Origin of the sequence: Bartonella phoceensis (assembly GCF_902825145.1) — a bacterium.
GTDB classification, from domain to species: domain Bacteria; phylum Pseudomonadota; class Alphaproteobacteria; order Rhizobiales; family Rhizobiaceae; genus Bartonella; species Bartonella phoceensis.
Genome location: NZ_CADEAD010000001.1, coordinates 98646 through 122806, shown reverse-complemented (window position 1 = coordinate 122806; position 24161 = coordinate 98646). Strand labels below are relative to the sequence as shown.

20 protein-coding genes are annotated in these 24161 nt (G+C 37.6%); 2 read left to right on the top strand and 18 right to left on the bottom strand.

What is annotated here, in order from left to right; all coding sequences use genetic code 11:
* Positions 1-569: 569 nt before the first annotated feature.
* Positions 570-1715, top strand: coding sequence for an FMN-dependent L-lactate dehydrogenase LldD (gene lldD, locus J7R07_RS00525; protein WP_208435008.1), 1146 nt, complete (start codon positions 570-572; stop codon positions 1713-1715).
* Between the two features lie 1369 nt (positions 1716-3084).
* Here lldD and J7R07_RS08260 read toward each other — a convergent pair.
* The 5 genes from J7R07_RS08260 to J7R07_RS00505 form a co-directional block, all read right to left on the bottom strand.
* The gene (locus J7R07_RS08260) at positions 3085-3252 is read right to left on the bottom strand and encodes a hypothetical protein (RefSeq protein ID WP_246464793.1); all 168 of its coding nucleotides are present in this window, start codon (positions 3250-3252) and stop codon (positions 3085-3087) included.
* Between the two features lie 161 nt (positions 3253-3413).
* The gene (locus tag J7R07_RS08470; RefSeq protein ID WP_281384533.1) at positions 3414-3536 is read right to left on the bottom strand and encodes a hypothetical protein; all 123 of its coding nucleotides are present in this window, start codon (positions 3534-3536) and stop codon (positions 3414-3416) included.
* A gap of 542 nt (positions 3537-4078) precedes the next feature.
* Positions 4079-4276, bottom strand: a complete 198-nt coding sequence (locus tag J7R07_RS08255; protein WP_246464792.1) for a hypothetical protein — start codon at positions 4274-4276, stop codon at positions 4079-4081.
* A gap of 588 nt (positions 4277-4864) precedes the next feature.
* Complete coding sequence (rsmD, locus tag J7R07_RS00510; RefSeq protein ID WP_208435007.1) at positions 4865-5422, bottom strand: 16S rRNA (guanine(966)-N(2))-methyltransferase RsmD; 558 nt, start codon at positions 5420-5422, stop codon at positions 4865-4867.
* Entirely contained in the window at positions 5403-6803 is a 1401-nt protein-coding gene (locus J7R07_RS00505; protein WP_208435006.1) for a pseudouridine synthase, read from the bottom strand. The genes rsmD and J7R07_RS00505 overlap by 20 nt, the downstream gene beginning before the upstream one ends.
* Before the next feature lie 256 nt (positions 6804-7059).
* Between J7R07_RS00505 and J7R07_RS00500 the strand changes: the two genes are divergently transcribed.
* Positions 7060-7506, top strand: a complete 447-nt coding sequence (locus tag J7R07_RS00500) for a nucleoside deaminase (protein WP_208435005.1) — start codon at positions 7060-7062, stop codon at positions 7504-7506.
* A gap of 118 nt (positions 7507-7624) precedes the next feature.
* Here the strand turns inward: J7R07_RS00500 and J7R07_RS00495 are convergent, their stop codons facing one another.
* The 13 genes from J7R07_RS00495 to pstB form a co-directional block, all read right to left on the bottom strand.
* Positions 7625-8152 carry a hypothetical protein gene (locus J7R07_RS00495; RefSeq protein WP_208435004.1) on the bottom strand — a complete coding sequence of 176 codons (528 nt, stop codon included), beginning with the start codon at positions 8150-8152 and terminating at the stop codon, positions 7625-7627.
* A 198-nt stretch (positions 8153-8350) separates the two neighbouring features.
* Positions 8351-11266, bottom strand: a complete 2916-nt coding sequence (gene ileS, locus J7R07_RS00490) for an isoleucine--tRNA ligase (RefSeq protein ID WP_208435003.1) — start codon at positions 11264-11266, stop codon at positions 8351-8353.
* 255 nt (positions 11267-11521) lie between these two features.
* On the bottom strand, positions 11522-12592 hold the full coding sequence (locus J7R07_RS00485) for an outer membrane protein (protein ID WP_208435002.1): 1071 nt from the start codon (positions 12590-12592) through the stop codon (positions 11522-11524).
* 154 nt (positions 12593-12746) lie between these two features.
* Entirely contained in the window at positions 12747-13583 is an 837-nt protein-coding gene (locus J7R07_RS00480) for a porin (protein WP_208435001.1), read from the bottom strand.
* Positions 13584-13742: 159 nt separating this feature from the next.
* On the bottom strand, positions 13743-14642 hold the full coding sequence (locus tag J7R07_RS00475) for an outer membrane protein (protein WP_208435000.1): 900 nt from the start codon (positions 14640-14642) through the stop codon (positions 13743-13745).
* 339 nt (positions 14643-14981) lie between these two features.
* Positions 14982-15815, bottom strand: a complete 834-nt coding sequence (locus tag J7R07_RS00470) for an outer membrane protein (protein WP_208434999.1) — start codon at positions 15813-15815, stop codon at positions 14982-14984.
* Positions 15816-16963: 1148 nt separating this feature from the next.
* The gene (locus tag J7R07_RS00465; RefSeq protein WP_208434998.1) at positions 16964-17584 is read right to left on the bottom strand and encodes a ribonuclease D; all 621 of its coding nucleotides are present in this window, start codon (positions 17582-17584) and stop codon (positions 16964-16966) included.
* Positions 17577-18971, bottom strand: coding sequence for a dipeptidase (locus J7R07_RS00460; protein WP_208434997.1), 1395 nt, complete (start codon positions 18969-18971; stop codon positions 17577-17579). The genes J7R07_RS00465 and J7R07_RS00460 overlap by 8 nt, the downstream gene beginning before the upstream one ends.
* 75 nt (positions 18972-19046) lie before the next feature.
* Positions 19047-19922, bottom strand: a complete 876-nt coding sequence (mutM, locus tag J7R07_RS00455) for a bifunctional DNA-formamidopyrimidine glycosylase/DNA-(apurinic or apyrimidinic site) lyase (protein WP_208434996.1) — start codon at positions 19920-19922, stop codon at positions 19047-19049.
* A 55-nt stretch (positions 19923-19977) separates the two neighbouring features.
* Positions 19978-21225, bottom strand: a complete 1248-nt coding sequence (locus tag J7R07_RS00450) for an aminopeptidase (RefSeq protein ID WP_208434995.1) — start codon at positions 21223-21225, stop codon at positions 19978-19980.
* Between the two features lie 30 nt (positions 21226-21255).
* Positions 21256-22107: a cell wall hydrolase gene (locus J7R07_RS00445; RefSeq protein WP_208434994.1), complete on the bottom strand. Its 852-nt coding sequence runs from the start codon at positions 22105-22107 to the stop codon at positions 21256-21258.
* Between the two features lie 551 nt (positions 22108-22658).
* On the bottom strand, positions 22659-23381 hold the full coding sequence (gene phoU, locus J7R07_RS00440; RefSeq protein ID WP_208434993.1) for a phosphate signaling complex protein PhoU: 723 nt from the start codon (positions 23379-23381) through the stop codon (positions 22659-22661).
* Between the two features lie 21 nt (positions 23382-23402).
* On the bottom strand, positions 23403-24161 hold the full coding sequence (gene pstB / locus J7R07_RS00435; protein WP_208434992.1) for a phosphate ABC transporter ATP-binding protein PstB: 759 nt from the start codon (positions 24159-24161) through the stop codon (positions 23403-23405).

Genomic DNA, 24161 nt, shown 5'->3' with positions numbered 1-24161 from the left:
TGTTTATAAATAATCATAATTAAAATTCTTTAAGTAAATCGAGATGTGTGTGCTTTGATAAATTTTTATTGGCTGGAAACTTGTAAAAGAAAACATCTGATGCATGTGACAAGTTTAATTTGTTCTATTGATACTTTCATCTTTATAAAGAAGCTTCATAGTCTATACTCAATAGTTAGCTCTAGAACTTTTTAAAACTGTAATGTGAAATATCTTTATAGTTTATAAGAAGGGTATTGCTTTAAAATGAGAATCAATAACTCAAACAATATCTTTTAAAGGATATTGATGAGAAAAAGGTGTCGTACCTTAATTCTTTATTTTTGGATACATGTTAATAATGTGTACGTTTATAAGTTATTTATTAAGATTTAGCCCCCATAGATTCTTAATCTAAATGAGGGTAATAAAAATTTTATTTTCATTTATGTATTTTTGAGTTGCAATATTAATTTCCTGCATCTACTGAATGAAGTGTTTTGGGAGAACGTCTAATAGGTGACGTGCGGGTTAGTCCTTATTAGTTTTAGAATGTATTTATTGTTCATTCAGGAATATTGGTGCTACTCATGATTATTTCCTCAACATTTGATTACCGCAAGGCAGCAAAACGTAGACTTCCTCCTTTCCTTTTTCACTACATTGATGGTGGAGCTTATGCTGAGGAGACGCTGCGACGTAATTGTACCGATCTTCAAGCACTTGCACTGCGTCAACGGATTCTGAAGCAGATCGGTAAAGTTGATCTTTCAACCAAGCTTTTTGATCAAACACTTAATTTACCGATTATACTTGCACCCGTTGGATTAACAGGCATGTATGCACGCCGTGGTGAGGTACAAGCTGCGCGTGCAGCCGTTGAAAAAGGTATTCCCTTTACCCTATCCTCAGTTTCAGTTTGCCCTATTGCAGAAGTTCAGAAAGCAGTTGGAAGTGCATTTTGGTTTCAACTTTATGTGCTTAAAGATCGTGGATTTATGCGTGATGCATTAGAGCGGGCTTGGGCTTCTGGAATACAAACCTTGGTGTTTACAGTCGATATGCCGGTTCCTGGTGCACGTTATCGTGATGCACATTCAGGAATGTCTGGGCCTTATGCTGGGTTACGTCGTATTTTACAAGCTTTTATTCATCCACATTGGGCTTGGAATGTTGGTCTTATGGGGCGTCCACATGATCTTGGAAATGTTTCTACTTATTTGCAAAAGAAAATTGCATTGGATGATTATGTTGGTTGGCTCGGTGCAAATTTTGATCCATCAATTGGTTGGCGCGATTTGCAATGGATTCGAGATTTTTGGAAGGGAAAAATGATTTTGAAAGGTATTCTCGATCCAGAAGATGCACGAGAAGCAGTACAATTTGGTGCTGATGGTATTGTTGTTTCCAATCATGGAGGACGTCAACTTGATGGTGTCTTATCTACTGCACGAGCATTGCCAGCAATTGCCGAAGCGGTAAAGGGTGATTTGGCTATTTTAGTAGATTCTGGTGTTCGTTCTGGCCTTGATGTTGTACGCATGATAGCTCAAGGCGCAAATGCCGTTATGATTGGGCGTGCTTTTGTTTATGCACTTGCAGCAGCGGGCGAGAGAGGTGTTGCTCATCTCCTTGATCTTTTTGCGAATGAAATGCGGGTGGCTATGACATTGACCGGTGCACAGGCGGTTAAAGAGATTACAGGTGAGAGTTTAGTAAATATAGATGCTTTTTAAACAACGAAAGCAATATTTTACACTGTTTTTAGAAAATGAAAGTCCTTTTTATAGAGGAGTATATTTGTGTATTTCACAGATATGTTGACAATTAATGTTAAATAGAAAATGTCAAGAGTCTCCTCCATAAAACGACGGGAAATGTCCAATAACTACGCTAATAGTCAAATAAAAAAGCTTAATAATAATTGAATGCAAAAAAACACAAATAAGACTACATAACCTTTATTTGGGTCGTTAAAAGCTCATTCTAAGGATAAAAAGGAACAAGCGCAGCTATTAAAGGCAAAATAACTGTTGAGAAAGCAAAAATAGATATAAGTGCTGCTGTAAGCATTTTTTCCCTCCTATTTATAAAAAACGTTTAAAATATAATACGCCAATTAATTCTCTTCCATGTTGGCATAAAAAAGTAGATTTATAAATGTCATTTAGTTTCATTTTAATATATAATAAACACGCATAGTGTATAATTAATTTTATTTAAAATATCAAGATATATTATTAATAGTCTATAAACGATAAAAAATTGATCAGATTCTATAATCTCTATAATATTTGTGTGCATTTATTGGATAATATACCATAGGATATGATATTGTCTTTTATAGAGTACATTTTTAAATAATGAAAAAAAAGACAGCACGATTTGATGTGCTTATCTATTTTATTTTGTATCCTCAATGATTTATAATGTTTTAACTGGTAAGTATATTAGGAAGAAATTTAATATTTTTATATATTATGTCATTGCTGACACAGTTTTCGTTATACTACCTGAGCTTCTTTCATAATGTGCGAAAACATCCAATTGGCTTCCATTACAGATTGGTTCATCCGATATCTCTAGCGATACAAATTTGCACACAATGCTATGTTCCATAAGTAATCTCGCAATTGCATCTCCAAGCCCTTTATTTACCACTATGCTCTTCACAGACTATAATAGATCTGTGAAGTTTGCGCAGTTCTAGAATAGATGCATCATATAAAGGCCGAATTGTTGGTACACTGACAAACATTGGTATAACTTCATATTTTGGAGTTCTTTAGCAGCATCAAGACAAATCTGAACAGTCTCGCCAGTGGCAAGTAAGAGAACATCTTTTCTTTTTTTATAACAGAAGCTTTGCTGATATTGATTTTTAAAGTATCTTTATGAATATTTGTAATAGAGTGCTTTCCTAAACGTACATAAATAGGCGTAGGACTTCTAAGCATCGAGAGAATTACAGCTTCCGTTTCCTTATTATCCACCGAAGCAATGATGCGTAGGTTTAGGAATAGCACGAAGCGAAGCAAAATAAGAAATGGCATGATGTGTTGCCCTGAGGGATCCATGGCTAATATCAGCACTTATACCAATCAATTAAACAGGATTTTCGCAATAAGCCACATCTACTTTTATTTGTTCAAGTACACGCGTTGTCAAAAAACACGCTTGCGAAACAACAAAAGGCTTTTTTCCACATGAAGCAAGAGACCAGCGGTAACGCCTACTAAATTTTGTTTGGCAATTCCAACTTCTACAATACATTTCGGATAAAATTTTGTAAATCGGTCAATTTTCCAGATATTCGTGAATCAGCTGTTAAAACAACAATATCTTTATCAAATTTTCTATTTTTATAAGAGTCTTATTCAAAATTTCGAGGTTGGAAAATTTCACGGCAGTTTGTGTTTCTTGATAGAGAGTATTCACGCTCTTTCTTTCATCAATTGAATTTTTATCTGAATTTCATTGACAGCCCTATTATATTCCTCATCTGTTGGAACTTTATGGTACCAGCGTACGTCATTTCCATAGCGAAAATTCCGCATCCATTTATTGTATCCATAAGTATTGTTGTTGGTTTTTCCTTATGCGATAAAGTTGATGCTAAAAGTCTTTTCAGTTGTGTTATATCGTCACCATCGATTTCTACAAAGTGTCATCCAAAACTTGTAAATTCATCTGATAAAGGCTCTATTTTCATTAAGACATCCGTTACCCATAATTTGCAACCGATTTCTATTGACAACTGCAATAAGGTAATAAGATTGCTAAGTCTATAGTATGCTGAAAAAAGTGCTGACTCCCAAACCTATCCCTTTGTCATTTCACCGTTGCCAAGAAGTACAAAAATACGGCAGGATTGAGCGTTATGCTGTCCAGCAAGAGCTATTCCCGCACCAAGAGATAAGCCATGACCAAGAAACTCTATGCGTTATTCGATACCAGGAACTTTTTTGGTTACATGGCCAATAAAATTTGAACCAAAGCTTAAATCCGTCTCAAGAAATTGAGGATAAAAATATCCCATTTCTCTGATAATATACTATACAACACTTCAACCGCATACCCTTTACTTTGAATATATCGATCACACTTGGGATTCATTGATACGTGTTGGATTTATTTGAAGAATATATTTGTATAAGATATAAAAGAAATCAATGCAGGAAAGGCTACCAGCTGTCTGTCTGGATTCCGCTTTTCTAATGAGATCAAGGACTTTAAGATATAAACGCAGAGCATAAATCGTATCATGAATATCTGCTTTATTGGTTGCGTAAGCCATACCTTCTCCCCCTTAGAATATTTATAAATAATATCTAAAAACACGTTTTATACATTACTTATCCTTTATTTTGAACATATAAAGTAATTTCCATGATGAAAAATTACTAGATCTAAGAAAACTTGTGTAAATAGTATACCAAGGATGTAGAAAATTGCAGATTTATTTTAGAAATATTTTTTTATGTATTCCGTTAATATTTTTAAAAAAAGCATAAAACGTTATCGAATCATCGATTTTAAAAGGGAATATCTTTGTATAATGTTATCAAGGTTTTTGTACATGTGTAGTAATGCTGCAAAGGCGATTACACCTTTATGCTTCTTATATCGTCTACCTGAAACTTAGCATATAGCGATGGTCATGAGAATATCACCCGAACATGCTATATACCCTTAGATGTATCATGTATAAGAATAAGAGATTATACGTTAGTGATGCAAAATAATTGCAGAAAATCTTTCTTCGTCTTTGATTAACTTCAAAAATGATGATTGGTTAATAAAGCAAACACCTCATGAAAAAAGATATATAAGATAACCTCTCTTATCCTATCAGATAAAAACAAGAACTACCTCAAGCCTGAAGTTATGAACGCAGTTTATAAAAACGTATTGCTGTATCCCCATAAAAACGCTCATCATCGAGATAAAATGTATCAGGTAATTGAATCAGTGTATCTTTCTTTTCTTCAAGCACAAAAAGTGTATCAGATTTTGCCCACCCTCCTCTTAGAGCTTCTACAAAAGCACGCTCACCTAAACAATGTCCATAGGGAGGATCTGCACAAATAACATCAAATGGAAGCATTGTCCCAATATTCCCCAGTTTTGTTGCATCGCGACGCAAAATACGCCCAATAGACTGCAATTCAAAAGCTTCAATATTTTTTTGCAACAGTCCACGCCCATCAACTGAATTTTCAACAAAAACAGCAGCTTTTGCACCACGCGATAGAGCCTCTATGCCTAAAGCACCAGTCCCAGCAAAAAGATCAAGAACACGTTTATTGGTCCAAAATTGTTCTTCTCGGCTAGCAAGAATATTGAAAAGGCTTTCGCGTGTCCGATCACTCGTTGGACGAATCGATTGCCCCGTAGGAGCAAACAAAATACGCCCAGCAAATTTACCCCCGATAATCCGCACGTGCTCCTCCAAATTTCTTCGTTGTTTTTGCATCACCACTATACGCTTTAGATTTTTTCATGGTACTATCAAACTTAGTCCTACGTTTTCTTTCAAAAGAACGCGCATCATTTTTATCTTTCATGATCTTTTCTTCTTTCTTTAAAAAACGCTCCTTCTTGCCAATAAAACGCGCCTTACTAAAAGATTTTTTACCATATTTTTGATCAAAATTCGCACCCCTCTCTTTCTGTAATTGAACTTCTGGTGGCTTTTTTCTTTCTCTATGAACAAATTTCTGATCAACTAGTTTGCTTTTATGTTCATGCGAGGAATTTTCGCCATAGAAAGACTTCTTGCGCCCACTTTGTGGTCGTGCACCAGGAGCCATCCAAACATTACAACGACGCGAACGAGGCAAAAAATGCTCTGCTTTTCCTTCTTCATTCCGATCCTTGCGCACAAGTTTTTCATCAGATTTCGTAGCCAATCGTGATTGATCGTGCTGAATAGATCTGTCGCGCTGTTTGCGTTTTATCTCTCTACTACTCGAGAAAATCCGACCATCATTTGTAACAGAAGAATCTTTACCACTTCGTTTTTCCGCAATAACGGTAGAGTTTGAAAAGGGTTTCAGAATAGGAGAATCAAAATCTGCATTGGCTTGCATAATTAAACGCTCCCCCAATTGCTCACGTAACATTCGTCCTTTTATCTCACGAACAGCTCCTTCTTCCAAATCAGAGAGCTGAAATGGACCATAAGATACACGGATTAAACGATTAACCAATAATCCTAATGCACCCAAAACCTTTTTTATTTCACGATTTTTTCCTTCACGCAACGCTACAGAAAGCCATATATTTGACCCTTGTTCACGTTCAATCGATGCTTCAATCGAACCATAGAAAATACCATCAATCGCTATGCCATTTTTAAGGTTATCAAGTGCACCCTGTGTTATTTTTCCATGTGCACGAATCCGATATTTGCGCACCCACCCTGTTAAAGGAAGCTCTAATACATGTGCTAAACCACCATCGTTGGTTAACAGCAAAAGTCCTTCTGTGTTAATGTCAAGTCTTCCTATTGAAAGAACACGAGGCATTCCTTTTGGTAAGTTGCTAAAGACTGTTGGCCTACCTTCAGGATCACGGTTAGTGGTGACAAATCCTGCCGGCTTGTGGTAAAGCCATAATCGCGTTCGTTCCGTAGGAGACAAAGGTTTGCCATCAACTTTAATAACATCAGAGCGGGTAACATTAAAAGCAGGCGTCGTCACAACTTCACCATTCACGACAATACGGCCTGCAGCAATCATCATCTCTGCATCACGTCGTGAGGCAACCCCTGCACGCGCTAACCTTTTAGCAATTCGTTCACTCTTGCTGTTTTCATTCATTTGTTTTTCACACCAATCTCTTCCAGTAGGTTCAGAAAATTGTTACCCCGTACCATACCGCTTATCCTGAAAAAGGTCAGTAATACAATCATTTTCTATCCTATAGCAGAAGTAATGTATCGGTTACTTGCAAGTTCGTTTTAAACATTTTAAAATATGTCTCTTTGTTATAAAAGGATCATAGTTCACCCATTTTATAAGTATTCTTTTCTCTAGAAAAGCCTTCGAATCCCTATACTTTTGCAGAAAGAACTCTATGACCTTGACACCTATGGAAATAGCCATTTTAGAAGCCCAATGGGCAAAGAAAAAAGATGAAGTCCCGGTAGGTGCTGTTATCACACACGGTAAAACAATTATTGCACGCGCCGGTAACTACACAAAAGCCGCATATGATCCTACAGGACATGCAGAAATGCGTGTTATTCGTATGGCCTGCGAAACATTTCAAAGCGAAAGACTGCCTGATTGCGACCTCTATGTAACCCTTGAACCTTGTGCAATGTGCGCCGCTGCTATTTCATTTGCACGCATCCGACGTCTTTATTATGCAACAAGCGACTCCAAAGGAGGTGCCATTGAACATGGTCCACGCTTTTACCAGCAGAAAACTTGTCATCACAAACCTGAGATCTATTCTGGTTTCAAGGAAAAAGAAGCTGTTCAACTGCTTAAAGACTTTTTTACACAAAAACGGTGTTAAAAAATCCCTCTTCTTATCTAATACGCCTATCTTTTAAAAATACTACCCCCCCCTCAAAATAATGACTCTTCTTTTTATCAGAGGGAATTTTCGAAGCACTTTATTCTTTGAAGCTCTTTTAACGCCCCGAATCTTTTTTGCTAATGGGTGCAATCTTTGCTGGTTGACGATAACTTAAAGGGGGCTCTGTGAGATAGCGACGATATTGTGCACTTCCCACTTGTGCTCTCTGACGACGTAAATATTCTTGTCGTTGCTTCGCTTTCAACCGTGAAACACTTTTTGAACCAGCAGTATTTGCATACTCATTAGCTGATGATATTTTCTTTGGGAAAACAACCACTCTGCCATCCCTAGGATGCTGCTTTGATGCTTCTACTTCATTGGACGAATTATCCTGCTGTGGTAATGGTAAAACCATACGTGAGCTAAACTTTGGAATCACAAGTTTTGGATGAGGTTTCATAACAAGCTGACTATTGTTATTTTTTGATGTTAGAGAGGTAATGTTAGCAATATCTTCAAAAAACTGTAATGAAACCGGCTTGTCTGTCCCATAGCTAGGAGCGGATAAACTACACCCTGTTAAAACAAAGCACGCACCCAAAATGCTTGACCGCAATATTTTGACTTCATTTTTTTTCACTGCTTATTCCATTTTCCCAAGTATATGGCCCATCGGCCTTCCCGTATTTATTGAGGCCCGGTCTATACACAAACTCACCCCCCTACGGAAAAACAACAGGCTTTATCACTATCATAAAAGACTAAACACATCAATAACGGAATCCAAACTACAAAAACGCTCTCTCTATCCCTGTATTTCTTCCGTTTATCTAAAATTTCAAATCTTGCCAAGTATCTGTAATTCCCGCAAAGCAGCTGCATCCCGAGCAGATACATCTGGATAAGCCGGATCACTTCCAATGTCTTGTGTATAACGCCATGACCTAGCGCATTTTCTCCCCAATGCCTTCCCCGGATACACACCAACGCCTTCCACATCACTCAGAGTAAAAGCATCTTTAGGTGGTATACCCTGATTAATTGTTAGGGCACTGGTGATACAAATCTCCGCCATATCTAAATTTTCTAATGCCTCTCGTAAAGTTGGATTAGAAATAAAAACAATAGGTGCTGCTTCCAAAGATGACCCAATAAGCTTGTCCGCTCGTTCAAGCTCTAAAGCACCTGTCACAACTTTACGGACTTGCCGAACTTTTTTCCAACGTTCAGCCAAAGATTCATTATGCCATTCCTCGCTCACAGGACTAAACTGTTCTAAATGTACTGATTGGCTTTCGGGGTAGCGTTCTAACCAGGCTTCTTCCATCGTAAAAGGTAACATTGGAGCAAGCCATGTTACCATTCTCTTAAAAATCTCACGGACAACCTGCAAAGAAGCTTTGCGTTTTTCTGACGAAGGTGCATCGCAGTAAAGGGAATCTTTGCGAATATCAAAATAAAATGCTGATAACTCGATGATTGAAAAATCTAGCAATGCACGCATAATCCTTTTAAAATCAAATGCGTCATAGGCTCGATTAATCAATTGATCGAGTTCAAAAAGCCGATGCAATATAAATTTTTCAAGATCTGGTAGTGCACAATAAGATATTTCCTCTCCTTCATCATGTGCTAAAGTTCCAAGCATCCAACGAATTGCATTTCGTAATTTGCGATAAGAATCCACATTTGTTTGAAGAATTTTTTTGCCTAAACGTTGATCTTCCCAATAATCCGTTGTCATAACCCAGAGACGAAAAATATCAGCACCAGATGTTTTAATGATCTCTTGCGGAACAACTGTGTTGCCTAAAGACTTAGACATTTTCTTGCCATTTTCATCCAAAGTAAAACCATGTGTAACCACTGTCTTATAAGGAGAACGCGCGCGTGTACCACAGCTTTCCAAAAGAGAAGATTGGAACCATCCGCGATGTTGATCAGATCCTTCAAAATAAACATCAGCAGGCCATTTTAAATCAGCACGATCTTCTAAGACAAAACTATGGCTTGCTCCAGAATCAAACCAAACATCAAGAATATCATGAACCTGCACCCAAGGCTCATGTGCACGGTCACCTAAAAAACGTTCACGTGCTCCCTCGGCAAACCATGCATCCGCCCCTTCTGCCTCAAAAGCCTGCAAAATACGCTCATTCACACGCTCATCTTTCAAAACAACACCATCTTCATTGGCAAAAATACAAATCGGGACCCCCCAAGCGCGTTGACGAGAAAGAACCCAATCAGGACGATCTGATATCATAGACGCTAAACGATTTTGACCAGAAGAAGGCACAAAACGCGTCATCGAAACAGCATCCAAAGCACGACTGCGTAAAGTTGAACCATCACCGAGATCTTTATCCATTGCAATAAACCATTGTGGTGTATTGCGGAAAATAACCGGTTTTTTCGAACGCCAACTGTGAGGATAGGAATGTTTTAAACGACCACGTGCAAACAATCGATCTGCTTGAATCAAAGCATTAATAACCTCTTTATTGGCATCACCCATTTTTCCATTATCATCAATGATGCGTGCTGGCCCCCCCTCACGGTCCGGTCCAAAACCAGGAACATCCTTCGTATAAAAACCGGCATCATCAACAGGAAACGGTATAGACGAATCAATATCTTTCTGTTCCAATAGAGGTCTATAAGCATTCCAAATTTCAAAGTCTTCACGCCCGTGGCTTGGTGCAGTATGAACAAAACCCGTCCCAGCACTCTCTGTTACGTGAGAACCATCAAGCATCGCAATCTTATAATGATAACCTCCAGCCAAACCTTTAAGTGGATGAGAAAGAACAAGCGTTTTAAGCTCCTCAGCAGAAAGAATACGTAAACGTTTCAAAATAAGTTTGGCTTTTTCTGCACAACTCATAGCCAATGCATCAGCAAAAAGAAGCTTCTCTCCAACTTGAGGACCAAAATCATTTTCCGCGCTTTCAACTTCGTACACACCATAAGAAATCTGTGAGGAATAACTCACTGCACGATTCCCCGGAATTGTCCACGGAGTCGTTGTCCAAATCACAACATAAGCACCATACAAATCGCTAGAATCTGTTTCAAAGACGGGAAACTTAACCCATATGACTTCTGATTCATGATCGTGATACTCAATCTCAGCCTCTGCCAAAGCTGTACGCTCTACAACAGACCACATTACAGGCTTTGAACCACGATAAATCTGATCTGACATAGCAAATTTCATCAATTCACTGGCAATGCGTGCTTCTGCGCGAAAAGCCATCGTGGTGTAGGGCGTGTTAAAATCTCCAATAACGCCAAGGCGTTTAAATTCTTTACTCTGAACTGTTATCCAATGCTGTGCAAATTCACGGCATTCTTGACGAAATTCGTTAAGGGGTATATCGTCCTTATTTTTCCCTTGTGCACGATATTTTTCTTCAATCTTCCATTCAATCGGAAGCCCATGGCAATCCCAACCAGGAACATAATTTGCATTAAAACCGCGCATTTGGAATGAACGAACAATCACATCCTTTAGAACTTTATTCAAAGCATGGCCGATATGAATATGTCCATTTGCATAAGGTGGACCATCATGAAGAATGTAAAGTGGGCGGTCTTTTGCTTGTTGGCGTAATTGCGTATAAAGCCCTATATCTTCCCATCTTGCCATCAATTCAAGTTCTTTTTGCGGCAATCCTGCACGCATAGGAAAATTTGTTTGCGGTAAATAAAGAGTTTTCGAATAATCTATTGTTTCACTTTTCACAGTCATTGTGAAATATTCCTGTCCACTTTTACGATTTCATTTTTGCATAACTTCCCTGAACCCTGCAACTCTGTTTTTTAATCTATAGGGAAAGCCGAGCTCATCATTCGTATTAAGCAGCGATCAAGAAGATATATCCTCACATTTTATGGGCTTTATCACGAAACTACCAAGAAAGGAAACCCAAAAATGATCGTTTTTAAAAAAATAAAGGCCCCACCCTTAGAGCAGAGCCTCTTAGTAACTTATTTTTACAACAGATTAAAATTTATAAGCTACACCAACGCGGAAATCATTGGTTTTATAGTTAAGTTCAAGTTTTTCTTTTGCAAATTTCTTTTTACCAAAATCGGAATAACGATACTCTGCACGCAGAATAATACTGTCCAACACCGATACATCAATACCACCACCAAGGGTATAACCAATCATAGTTTTCGTTTCATCGGTTAAGTTATTAGATTTTGAAACTTCTTCACTATGTTTTTTAAATGATACGGAAATAGTATCTCTAAGTCGTGCATAAGCTATACCACCAGCAACATAAGGCATAAAACGATCAGCAGAAAAACCGACACGCACCCGCGCAGCACCAGTCCAATCTTGCTTTAAAGTATGGCTCAAAGTGTCTACTTCCCCCTGCTCACGACTAATTTCAGCGAGATCCCTCTTTATCTGCTCTAAACCATATAGATTTGCATTGTTATTACCCACAGCCCGTGCACCATGTCCACCCATCATCTGTGCATTGTAAGGGTTAAAGCCAGCGCCGTATAGATTAGCACCATGTGGATAACCAACAACAGGTGAATGAGCAGCACTATGATGACCGCGGTCCACATTCACCCCACCGGCAGCATTTCCTGCCACTGGCTTTTCTGAAGATGGCTTTACTGATCCGCCAGACCTTGCTACCACACTGTCTACTGCAGCATGATCAGGCATATTTCCGATAATAGACTTTGTCTGTTTCTGTCCAGACCACATTAAATCCGTATCAATACCAAAGATGAAGTTATCACCAAGATCAATATTAGAACCCGCATAAAGCCCACCACCTTCAAAACCTGAAAGTCTAGGTGATAAATCCTTGACCAATGATACACCCTTATCTTTACCAACAATATCTATATCAGCTTTACTGGAAAAACCACTAACTTGACCGCCCATATAAATACCGGCCCACGTAAAAGCAGGAGCTACCAAAACTGAGGTAGGAGCTGGTGAAGAAACCGGTGTTGGTTGATAAGGAACCATCACATCAGCTGCCTGTACTGCGGAGGATGAAATTAAAGCAAAAACAGATGCCGTTATTAAACGTTTCGTATTCATAAAATATCTCCAAATATCCAAAACGTATTGTATATAGTGTATCTATTTTGAAATATCTGTAGTAAAAATATCACATTCACAAAAAAATAGAGGTCCCGTTAAAAACGAAACCTCTTAGCAGTCTATAATTTATATAATTTTATTTTTATAATAATTAGAACCTATAAGCTATACCAATACGCAAGTCATTCGTCTTATAGCTAACTTCGTTTCCACCCTTCCCAAATTTCTTTTTACCAAAATTTGAATAACGGTATTCCGCACGGAATAAAACATTATCAGTAATTGCAAAGTCAATACCATAATCAAGGGTATAACCAACAAACATCTTTGTTTTATCAAAGATATTACCAGAAACCGTTTTACCTAGTTTATTATTTACCGATTTTTTTGTTCCCGAAAACCAATCAATACCCTGCATCTGCGCATAGACAACACCACCAGCAATATACGGCATAATACGATCAGCGGCCACAAAACCGATACGCACGCGTGTGGCACCGGACCATTTTTCTTTTAAAGTAATTCCGTATATTCCCGTATCACCAGTTACAAATTTTTCTGCTCCCTCCAACTTAACACCAGCATCTTGAAAATGCTGATTAAGTTCTACAGCACCATCAATATCAAGCACTTCCGAAGTAGAGATTCGTGTGTCTCTTCGATCAGCCCAAATTACATCTGTTTCAACCCCTAAAACAAGACCATAGCCAAGATCTATATTGGAACCCGCATAAATACCTCCCACGAAACCTGAAGGTTTAGGTGTCTCATTTTTGCTGAACACTCTTTCTTTTGTATCCTGATCACCTCGTTCAACCTTACTTGAAAAACCACCAATCTGAGCACCTATATAGAAACCTGTCCAAGAAAATGCAGGGGTGGTAACAACCGGTACAACTTCATGAGAAACGATAACATCAGCAGCCTGTACTGCCGAAGCTGAAATAAAAACAATAACAGAAGTCGTCATTAAAGATTTTATATTCATAAATTCTGCTCCTAAGTTATTTACTAATGCAATACTCAGCACTTACACAAAGAAAATCTGTAGTAAAAAATAGAAAGGCGATAAAAACAGAGGTCCCGTTTTTGACAGGACCTCTTAAACAATTCAATTTTAACCTGAATAATTTTATTTTTTACAAAATCAGAATTTATAAGCTACACCAACACGGAAATCATTGGTTTTGAAATTATAGTCTTTCTTTTCTCCAAAGAATTTCTTTTTACCATAATCTGAGTAACGGTATTCCGCACGCAACAAAACATTGTCAGTCATTGCGAAATCAATACCACCACCAATGGTGAAACCCACCATTGGTGCTGTTTCATTATTGGAAGCGTTATAAGAACCATCTGGCTTAATTGATACATAAGCCGCTTCTAGCTGCGTATAAGCAATACCCCCAGCAACATAAGGCATAACACGATCAGAAGCAGCTAAACCTAGACGCACGCGTGTAGCACCAGCCCACTTTTGTTTAAACAAAACGCCTTCTACACCCTTTGCAAAATTCTTAGGAATATTAGTATTGTTAGTATTGTCAGTATTGTCAGTATTGTCAGTATTGTCAGTATTGTCAGTATTATTAGTATTATTAGTATTATTAGTATTATTAGTATTGTTAGTATTGTTAGTATTGTTAGTATTGTTAGTATTGTTAGTATTGTTAGTATTGTTAGTATTTTGAGCTTGTTCAACGGCTGTTTTTATATCCTTTTTACCAGACCAGATTATATCTGTTTCAACACCCAAAATAATACCATTTCCAAGATCAAAGTTAGACCCTGCATAAATACCGCCAATCAAACCTGAAAGTTTAGGCGATAAATCTTTATAAATTGAAGTATCTTTATCCTTATCTTTCAGACCAATTTTACTTGAAAAACCGCCAATTTGAGCACCCATATAGAAACCTGTCCAAGAAAATGCAGGGGCAGTGATAACTGGCGTTATTTCATGTGGAACTACAACATCTGCAGCCTGTGCTGCAGAAGCTGAAACCAAAGCGACAACAGAAGTCATTACTAAAGATTTTATATTCATAAATTTTGCTCCTAATTCATTATGGTGCAATGCTATATACCTATGAAAAAAAAATCTGTAGTAAAAATAACACAGCTCATACAAAACAGAGATCCCCTTCAGAGACGAGACCTCTTAATAATTCTGTTTTATATGAAAATCTGTAAATTATATGCATATATAACTTATTGAAATACCATATAAATTATCCTTTATCGTTTGCGTATTTCTTTTGATAAAAATGACTCTGTAGCAACATTACACATATGCAAATAATATTGTCTTATGTGATAATATAGCCACAGAAAAACATCAAAGACATTTCAAAATAAGTCTTTTAGTAACTTAGCTTACAATACATTAAAACTTGTAAGCTACACCAACACGGAAATCATTAGTTTTGTAAGAAGTTTCATATTTATCGTTTGAAAATTTCTTTTTACCAAAATCTGAGTAACGATATTCGGCACGGACAATAACATTATTGGTCATTGCGAAATCAACACCAGCACCAAAGGTGTAACCAACAAACGTCTTTGTTTCATCAGATAGGTTATTAGAAGCTATGGTTTTTCCTGTATCTTTTTCTGTTATTGATATCGACGCAATATCTTGGAGTTGTGTATAGGCAATACCACCAGCAACATAAGGCATAATACGTTCAGCTGCAAAACCAATTCGTATCCGCGTAGCACCTGACCATTTTTCTTTAAAAGTTAAATTGTTAGAAAATTTATCACCAACCTTGATTCCCCTATTATCAACCTTAATACCCACTTCTTTTAGTAACTGATTAACATAATTTACGTTATCTGGAGTAATCTCATATACTGGCACCATCTTCGTATCATTTTTATCGGTCCAAATAATATCGGTATCAACACCTAGAATAAGGCCATTGCCGAGATCAACATTCGAACCTGCATAAAGACCGCCCATAAAACCGGACAATTTAGGTACAGAGTCATCATGTATGGAAATGTTTTTTCTTTCACGCAGACTATCTATTTTTGTTTTACTCGAAAAGCCACCAATTTGACCACCAAAGTAGAAACCTGTCCAGGAAAAAGTTGGAGCAACAATAACTGGTGCAACAGGTGTAGGATTAGGGGGAACAATAACATCTGCTGCATGCGCTGCTGAAGCTGAAACAAAAGCGAAAGCAGAAGCTGTTATTAACCATTTCATATTCATATTTTCTCTCCATAGCTGAATATTTGAACACGTAATTTCATATAGAGCCCCCCCTACAGATATCTGTAGTAAAAATGATACACTTATAAAAAAAACAAAAAGCCTGTAACAGATGTTCTCTTCAACCATTTGATAGGTAATAAACGTGAACTTTTAAGCTATACCAACGTAGAAATTACTATCCTCACAATGAAATTTACTAATGTGTTAGGCATATTTCCCAAAGTATAAAAACAACATACCCCCTGAAAAATAGACACTGTCGGTCTTGTAAAATGAAATGCCTCCCTCCTAAAAAACTATACAGGCATTGTATGTTGCTTCGACCCTGACATTACCATATACAATAGCTTGACCTGTTGTATTTTCTCTCTCATCATAAAATTTGCTTATTAAAAACTCAGTAGATCTCGTAGTTTTGCTCTCCGTGAGTCTCCCTTAGATGCTAATCTTCTTTTTTAGAAGAATATGATACATACCAAATCAACAATTGCTTTGCATTTGCTATTACCAATATAAGCAAACTCCTTTTGAAAAACTTTAAATAATAAACTGCTCACCTGTCCATTCAGCAAAGAACTTTTAGAAGAAACAGCAGAAGTCGTTCCTTTGACTCAATTATGGAATAACCATAAAATTAGCTTCTTGAGCTACAGAAACTGAAGTGAAAACAGGAAATACTGGAATAAAATATCTTAAATTAATAAATATTTTTCCATTATAAGCATCATAATAGATTATACTTAGCGACTTTACTTTTTTACTTTAAATTTCTATAGAAAATAATATAAAATTTTAGGCTATGACAATACAGAAATCACTTATTTTTTTAATAAATAATGGTACATATAATGTATTATTATATGTACGATCAATTACACGAGTGTTTACCCACGCATTTTTTTAGTAGCCTTTTTTTAATTTTTTTTGCTCAATGCGGCCGTGATAGTATTCATATGTTAAATCCCCACGAATATATCTTTATTATGTAATATTTAAATTTAAACACTCACTAAGCTAAGCATTGATTCACAAAACACTTTCATTAAAAAAATGATAAAAGAACAAAATGCTCATAATATATTGGGCATTTTGTTCTTTTACATTATAATCCTTCTGATCTCAATTCTAAAGGTTCATTTTTAAACTCAGTTATGCGCGAAAATATCAACCTCTGCCCATCCCAAAAGATCAAGTCTTGCTCTCATAGGTAAAAATTCAAAACATGCCTTTGCAACATTTTCTCGCTCTTCACGCCGTAAGCGTTCTTCAAAGATATCTTTTAAACGATGTAAATATAAAACATCTGATGCAGCATATTCAACTTGTGCACGTGACAACGTTTTAGCAGCCCAATCTGAAGATTGTTGCTGCTTAGAAATATTTACATTCAGTAACTCACCACAAATTTCCTTTAATCCATGACGATCCGTATAGGTGCGGGTGAGTTTTGAAGCAATTTTTGTACAAAAAACCACATCTGGCATAACGCCAAATGTATGTGCTAAAATAGAAAGATCAAAACGCCCGAAATGAAATATTTTGGTGATTGCCTTATCTTCAAGCAATTTAACCAAATTAGGTGCACTCGTTTGTCCTTTTGCAATCTGTATAACGTCAGCAGTACCATCTCCAGAAGAAAGCTGAACGACACATAAACGATCACGATGCGGTTGTAATCCCAAAGTTTCGGTATCAATCGCAACGGCATCAATTTGATAATTATCTAAGTTTGGTAAATCACCTTGATGAACGCGAATCTCAGCCATTTACCCTCCTATTTGCTAAAGCGGTAAGAATACGCGCCCAAGATCGCTGCCCTTTATGAAACGATTTGAGATTATATTTTTCATTAGGTGAATGCATACGATCATCATAGAGTGCAAAACCAACCAAAATAGTTTCCATATTAAGAATTGACTGAAAATCCCCAACAACTGGAATTGAGCCGCCCATAGCAGTTAATAAAGCTGGGTTACCCCACTCTTGCGATAAAGCATCTTTCACCCCTTCTATAAAAGGGGAATCGTAGGCAAGCTGAATTGCGGGAGAAGCACCATGCTCCTTAAATTCAACTGTACAGTCAGCAGGAATCGCGTTGCGCACATAATCACGAAAAGCTTGACGTATTTTCTCTGGATCTTGCTTATGCACTAAACGAAATGACACTTTTGCACTCGCTTTAGAAGCAATAACCGTTTTCATCCCCTCTCCTTCATACCCACCACTAATACCATTAACCTCTGCTGTAGGACGCGCCCATATTTGTTCTAAAATACTCCGACCTTTTTCGCCAGAAGGAATGGAAAGGCCTATAGGACCAAGAAAATTTTCAGCAGTGCAATTAAGTGCATTCCATGATTGCAAAATATGAGGAGGTGTTTCTTCTACTCCATCATAAAAACCAGGAAGTGTCACCCGACCATCTTCATCACGAAGCCCTGCTAAAATTGTCACCAAAATATGAATGGGATTAGCTGCAGTTCCCCCAAAAGCACCAGAATGCAAATCACGATTAGCTGCAGTAATCATAATCTCTTCTCCCAAAATACCCCGAAGTCCAATAGTAATCGATGGCGTATTCGCATCCCACATTGCTGTATCACAAACCAATACGCAATCAGCCTTCAGTTCATCTTTATTTGCTTTTAAAAAAGGAATAAGGGAAGGAGAACCGCTTTCTTCTTCACCTTCATATAAAATAGTAACTTTCACAGGAAGCTGTCCTGTTTCTTGCTTATAGGCACGACATGCTTCAATAAACGTCATGAGTTGGCCTTTGTCATCTGAAGCCCCACGAGCACAAATAACTTTTTCTCCTCCTCTTTCTTTTAAAGAAGGTGTAAAGGGATCATTTTCCCATAAACTCAGTGGATCAACAGGTTGAACATCATAATGTCCGTAAAACAAAACATGCAAACAATCATCTGAAGGTCCTGGATGATGCCCAACAACCATTGGATGACCCGGTGTATCACGGCGTGAAGCCTCAAAACCAATGCTTTTTAAATCCTCTACTAGCCAATCAGCTGCCTGACAACATGCATCCTTATAAGCTGAGTCTGTAGAGATTGATTGAAAACGTAAAAGAGAAAAAAGGCGTTCAAGGCTCTTTTCTATATTCTCGTCAAGATGTGTTAATACTTTATTTAGCATAAGAAAAACTCCCAAGCCTTGCGTAATTGTAGATACAACTTTAAGCCTCTTGTAAGATTTTGCAAGAAACCTTATTTACTTTTGACACTGTGAACAGTAAAAACTTGAACGTCCCAACTGCAAAATACGTATAATAGGCGTTCCACATCGCAAACATCCCTTGCCTTCTCGTCCATAAACTGAAAAAGCATGTTGAAAATAACCAAGGGAGCCATCTACATGTATATAATCACGTAAAGAAGACCCACCAGATAAAATAGCTTCAGCAATCACATTGCGTATATTTTGTACTAAAGATTCTGCGGACTCGCGCGCACGTTCAGTTTTCAATGCTAATGTAAATGCACAACGTTGTGGAGATAAATGGCTACGCCAAAGCGCTTCGCAAACATAAATATTCCCAAGACCCGCAACAATAGACTGATCAAGCAAAGCTCCCTTAAGAGATATTTTTTTATTAACAAAAGCCTCTTGTAAATAACGACGAGAAAATGCATGACTCATAGGCTCGATCCCTAACTTTTTTAAAAGTGAGTGCTCATAAAGCCTATTTGTATCCACTAAAAGTATAAATCCAAAACGACGAACATCATTATAAATAAGTCGATAAGCTTTACCGTCTTTTGCCTGAATATCCATGAAAAAGTGATCATGCTTAACAAATTTTTCTGTAAGAGAAGATGTTTCTCTTAACAGATTACCCTTTATGCGCCATGACCCTGACATTCCTAAATGACTCAAAATCGTTTCATTCTGTGAAAGATGAAACAATAAATACTTTGCACGCCGGCCAAGTTCTACAATTGTTCTGCCTGTAAGCCGTTTAGAAAACGCCTCAGGGAAAGGAAATCGCAAATCTTGACGATTAAGTGTAACAGATAGTATCTTTGCACCAGTTACAATCGGTCCCAGTCCACGACGGACGGTTTCTACTTCAGGAAGCTCAGGCATCACTCTTCTTAAATCATTATGCACTCTCCAACAAGTGCACTAAAAAACAACGATATTAAGCCCATTCCCCCTTACGAAATACAGGAACTCTCATACCATCCTGCATAACACCATCTATGTCGATTTCACCTGATCCAATCATCCAGTCAATATGAATCACACTTTTATTACCACCACGCACTGCAATCTCTTCTGCTGTTAATGATGCTCCCTCTAAAAAGCACTTGGAATAACACTGACCTAAAGCGATATGACATGCAGCATTTTCATCAAATAATGTATTATAAAAAAGAAAATCGCTCTTAGAAATCGGTGAAGAATGTGGAACAAGAGCAACTTCACCTAATCGACTCGCACCCTCATCACTTTGCAGAACCTGTTGCAAAATTTCCTGCCCCGCTGAAGCACGTGCATCAACAATACGTCCCGCTTCAAAACGTACCTCAATATTATCAATCAGTGTTCCTTGATAAGAAAGGGGCTTCGTTGAACGCACAAAACCCTCAACCTTATGCGCATGAGGTGTAGTAAATACTTCTTCTGTTGGAATATTAGGATTGCAGACAACACCATTTTTAGCAACTGTTGCACCACCATGCCATTCATGATCATCTGCTAAACCAACCATTAAATCAGTCCCTGGTCCTGTGAAGTGCAAAGCAGAAAAACGTTGCTTATTAAGCCAAGATGACCGTTTCTTCAAATTTGCATTATGAACAGTCCACGCATGCACTGGATCCTCTTCTGTAACGCGTGAAGCAGAAAAAATTGTATCAGCTAATTTTTTAATTGCTTTATGAAGCGGCAAAGAGGGGAACACCGCCTCAGCCCATCCTGTCGTTGGATAAGCAACAATCGACCAGTTCATGACAAAATTTGTTAGTTTTTTGTGAGCTGGCTGGTAAGCTATTGAAGTGGCCTTATTTAAACGTGTAGCCTTATAAAAATCCTGGTTAGAAAGTAGTAAAGGATTATCACCAACAATAGCCAAACGCGCAGCTCCATTTTCAAAAGCTTTCGCCATTCCTTCATACAACCAAGAAGGGGCACAATCAAAACTAGCGGTATGCGCATTTTCAAAACGTGTAAGCAATAACATGTCGTCACTAAAAAGTGGTGTAATCACACCGGCACCCACTTTATAAGCATGATAGGCAATACGTCGAACAAAAGGTAATGCTGAAACTGGAGCAGTTAAAACAAGATCTTGTCCCTCTTGTAAATTCAACCCGACTTTTACCGTAACTTCTGCAAGACGATTGAGCCTTTCAGGCGAAATTGCCTCGTTAATATCAAAATACATTACCAGTATCCTTCTTTGATTGTGAAAAAATTACCGGCTTCTGTACCGTTTTTCTAACACTGCAACAATTGCATTTAACTGATCTGAAGAAGGCATAGCATAAGCTACAATCGCTTTGTCTTCCGCTTCCTTATCTACACGATGAGGTGCTGATGTAGGAATGGGCACTTTATCCAGCTGCACTATAATAAAAGATGGATTATGCACTTTATACGCCTGTGCTACTTCTATCGAAGAAGATGCTTTTTGTTTTTCCTCTACTTTTATTCCCTCACTTGCTAAGCTTGCATCCATGTCACTTTGTGCATTGCCAGAACGTTCTTGGGCAAAAGCATAAGCAACATTATAAGGACGATCATTCGTAGGAACCTGAAGCGATCCATCACGCGAGCGTTTTTCATAAAAGGCATTCCCTCCCGCAACATGAACATAATACATGTTTTTATAAGGAAAAGTTAAACCTGCGGTATGAAAAAACTTAGCGTTTTTAAGTTTCTTATCCCGTTTACCACGTAAAACAGCATCAGCGGCCTCTCTCGCAAGAGCAACAGAAGCAGGCTCCGTCATAGGACGCGTTAAAACACCAGGAGCAAATTGTTTGTATTGACCAACAACACCACAAATCGTTTTTGGATAAGCGCTTGAATTAACACGATTCATAACAACCGTTCCAACAGCAATCATCCCTTCAAAGCTTGTACGATTTGATTCAAAATACATTGCCCGCATGAGGCATTGGCGCTCAGTCAATGGATACATTTCTGTTTTTGTTTTCTTATTATCACGCACTTTACCAACATCAAAATGATTTGAAGCACACCCTACAATAACAAATGGTGCTAGAAAACAAGCCACAAAAACAGTGCAAAAGTTTTTTTTCATCTTATACAACACATTCCCACATCTTTAAAGTATTCAAAACTTGAATGTGTTTTAAATGTATCTTCAAAGAAAGTACACGATTAATTATCACCACTTAGTAAAATTTTAATACAAGTAGTAATTAAAAGATATTTATGCGAAATAAAAAATAAAAAATTATTAATTGATCGATTTTGTCGTTATTGTGGAAACGTGTAGGCACACGATATCAAACCTCACGCTTTAATAGCCGATAAAATATTATGCCTCTGAAAAATCTCAAACAATTTTACATACAAAAAAGCCATGATACTAAGACTATCTACACTAGAAAAAACGATCAGAAAGATTTTTTTCCTCTACCCCAAACCAAACGGATGATACTCTTTTTGAATCAAATATATCAAATGAGGCATTAAAAATTCGCAACATTAGCTTAGAAAGTTCTAAATTACTTCTTTGTATGTACTCATAATGCGTATACTACGCCCCTCCTCAACCTACACTATGAGACAATGCCCAATGATATTTTTTTTAATAACAAACTCATTTTATATATCGAGAGAAAAATTTTAATCTATTTTCTTCTCCCCCACACCAACTTTATAGGTAAGATCATCACGAGGACGCTCGGAAGACATGTGGTAACCCGTGATGATATAATGCAGCATTTCCGCAATATTAGTGACATGATCACCAATTCGTTCAATATTTTTTAAACAAAAAAGTAAGTGTGTACAAACCGTAATATTGCGCATATCTTCCATCATATATGTCAAAAGCTCACGAAAAAGAGAAGTATACAGCGCATCAATTTTACCATCCCGCTCACGTACTGCATCAACATGCTCTAATAAACGGCTCGTGTAAGCATCCAATACTTCTTTTAACTGATTGAGTGCCAAAGCTGTAATCGTTTCAAGCCCATGATAAAAAGTAGCAGGTTGGCGTATTTCTGAAAGTGCTACCGCCCGCTTCGCAACATTTTTGGCCATATCTCCAATCCGCTCAAGATCAGAAGAAATACGAATGGCGCCAATAATTTCACGCAAATCAACAGCCATCGGTTGGCGCTTGCAAATAATGGTAATCGCTTTTTCATCAATGTCACGCTCTGCTTCATCTAAAAACAAATCATCGGCAATAACTGTCGTTGCAAGCTGAAGATCACTATACACAATCGATGCAACAGAACGCTCAATCATTTTTTCTGCATGGCTACCCATTTCTGTAATTCTTGCTTTCAAATACTTTAGTTCTGCATCATAAGAACGGACAGTGTGGTTCATAGACATATATTATACTCCTCAATTCACTTATCCAAAACGTCCCGTAATATAATCTTGCGTACGTTGTTCTTTTGGTGAAGTGAAGATCATTTCAGTCGCACCAACTTCTACCAAATGCCCCAAATGAAACATAGCCGTATACTGAGAAACACGTGCTGCCTGCTGCATGGAGTGTGTCACAATAACAATTGTATAATTTTGTCGCAATGCGTCGATCAGTTCTTCAATACGTGCTGTCGCAATAGGATCAAGAGCTGAACAAGGCTCATCCATCAAAATAACTTCAGGACTAACTGCAATGGCACGCGCAATACACAAACGCTGTTGCTGTCCTCCTGATAAACTTGTGCCGGCCTCATGAAGACGGTCTTTTACTTCTTCAAATAACCCTGCCTGCCTTAAACTCTTTTCAACCACATTATGCAATTCGGCACGCGACTTAACTAAACCGTGAATGCGTGGCCCATAGGCAACATTCTCAAATATAGACTTTGGAAAAGGACTAGGCTTTTGAAAAACCATTCCAACACGAGCGCGCAATTCTACAACATCAATCCGTGAGTCATAAATATTCTCACCATCTAAAGTAATAAGACCTGTTATTTTAGTACCTTCAATCATATCATTCATACGATTAAAACAACGCAAAAAAGTCGATTTTCCACAACCTGAAGGACCTATTAAAGCAGTCACTTGATGTTCAGGAATATCAAGAGTAATACCATGAAGTGCTTCTTTTTCCCCATAAAAAACCTTTACATCCTGACCACGCATTTTAATTTTCAT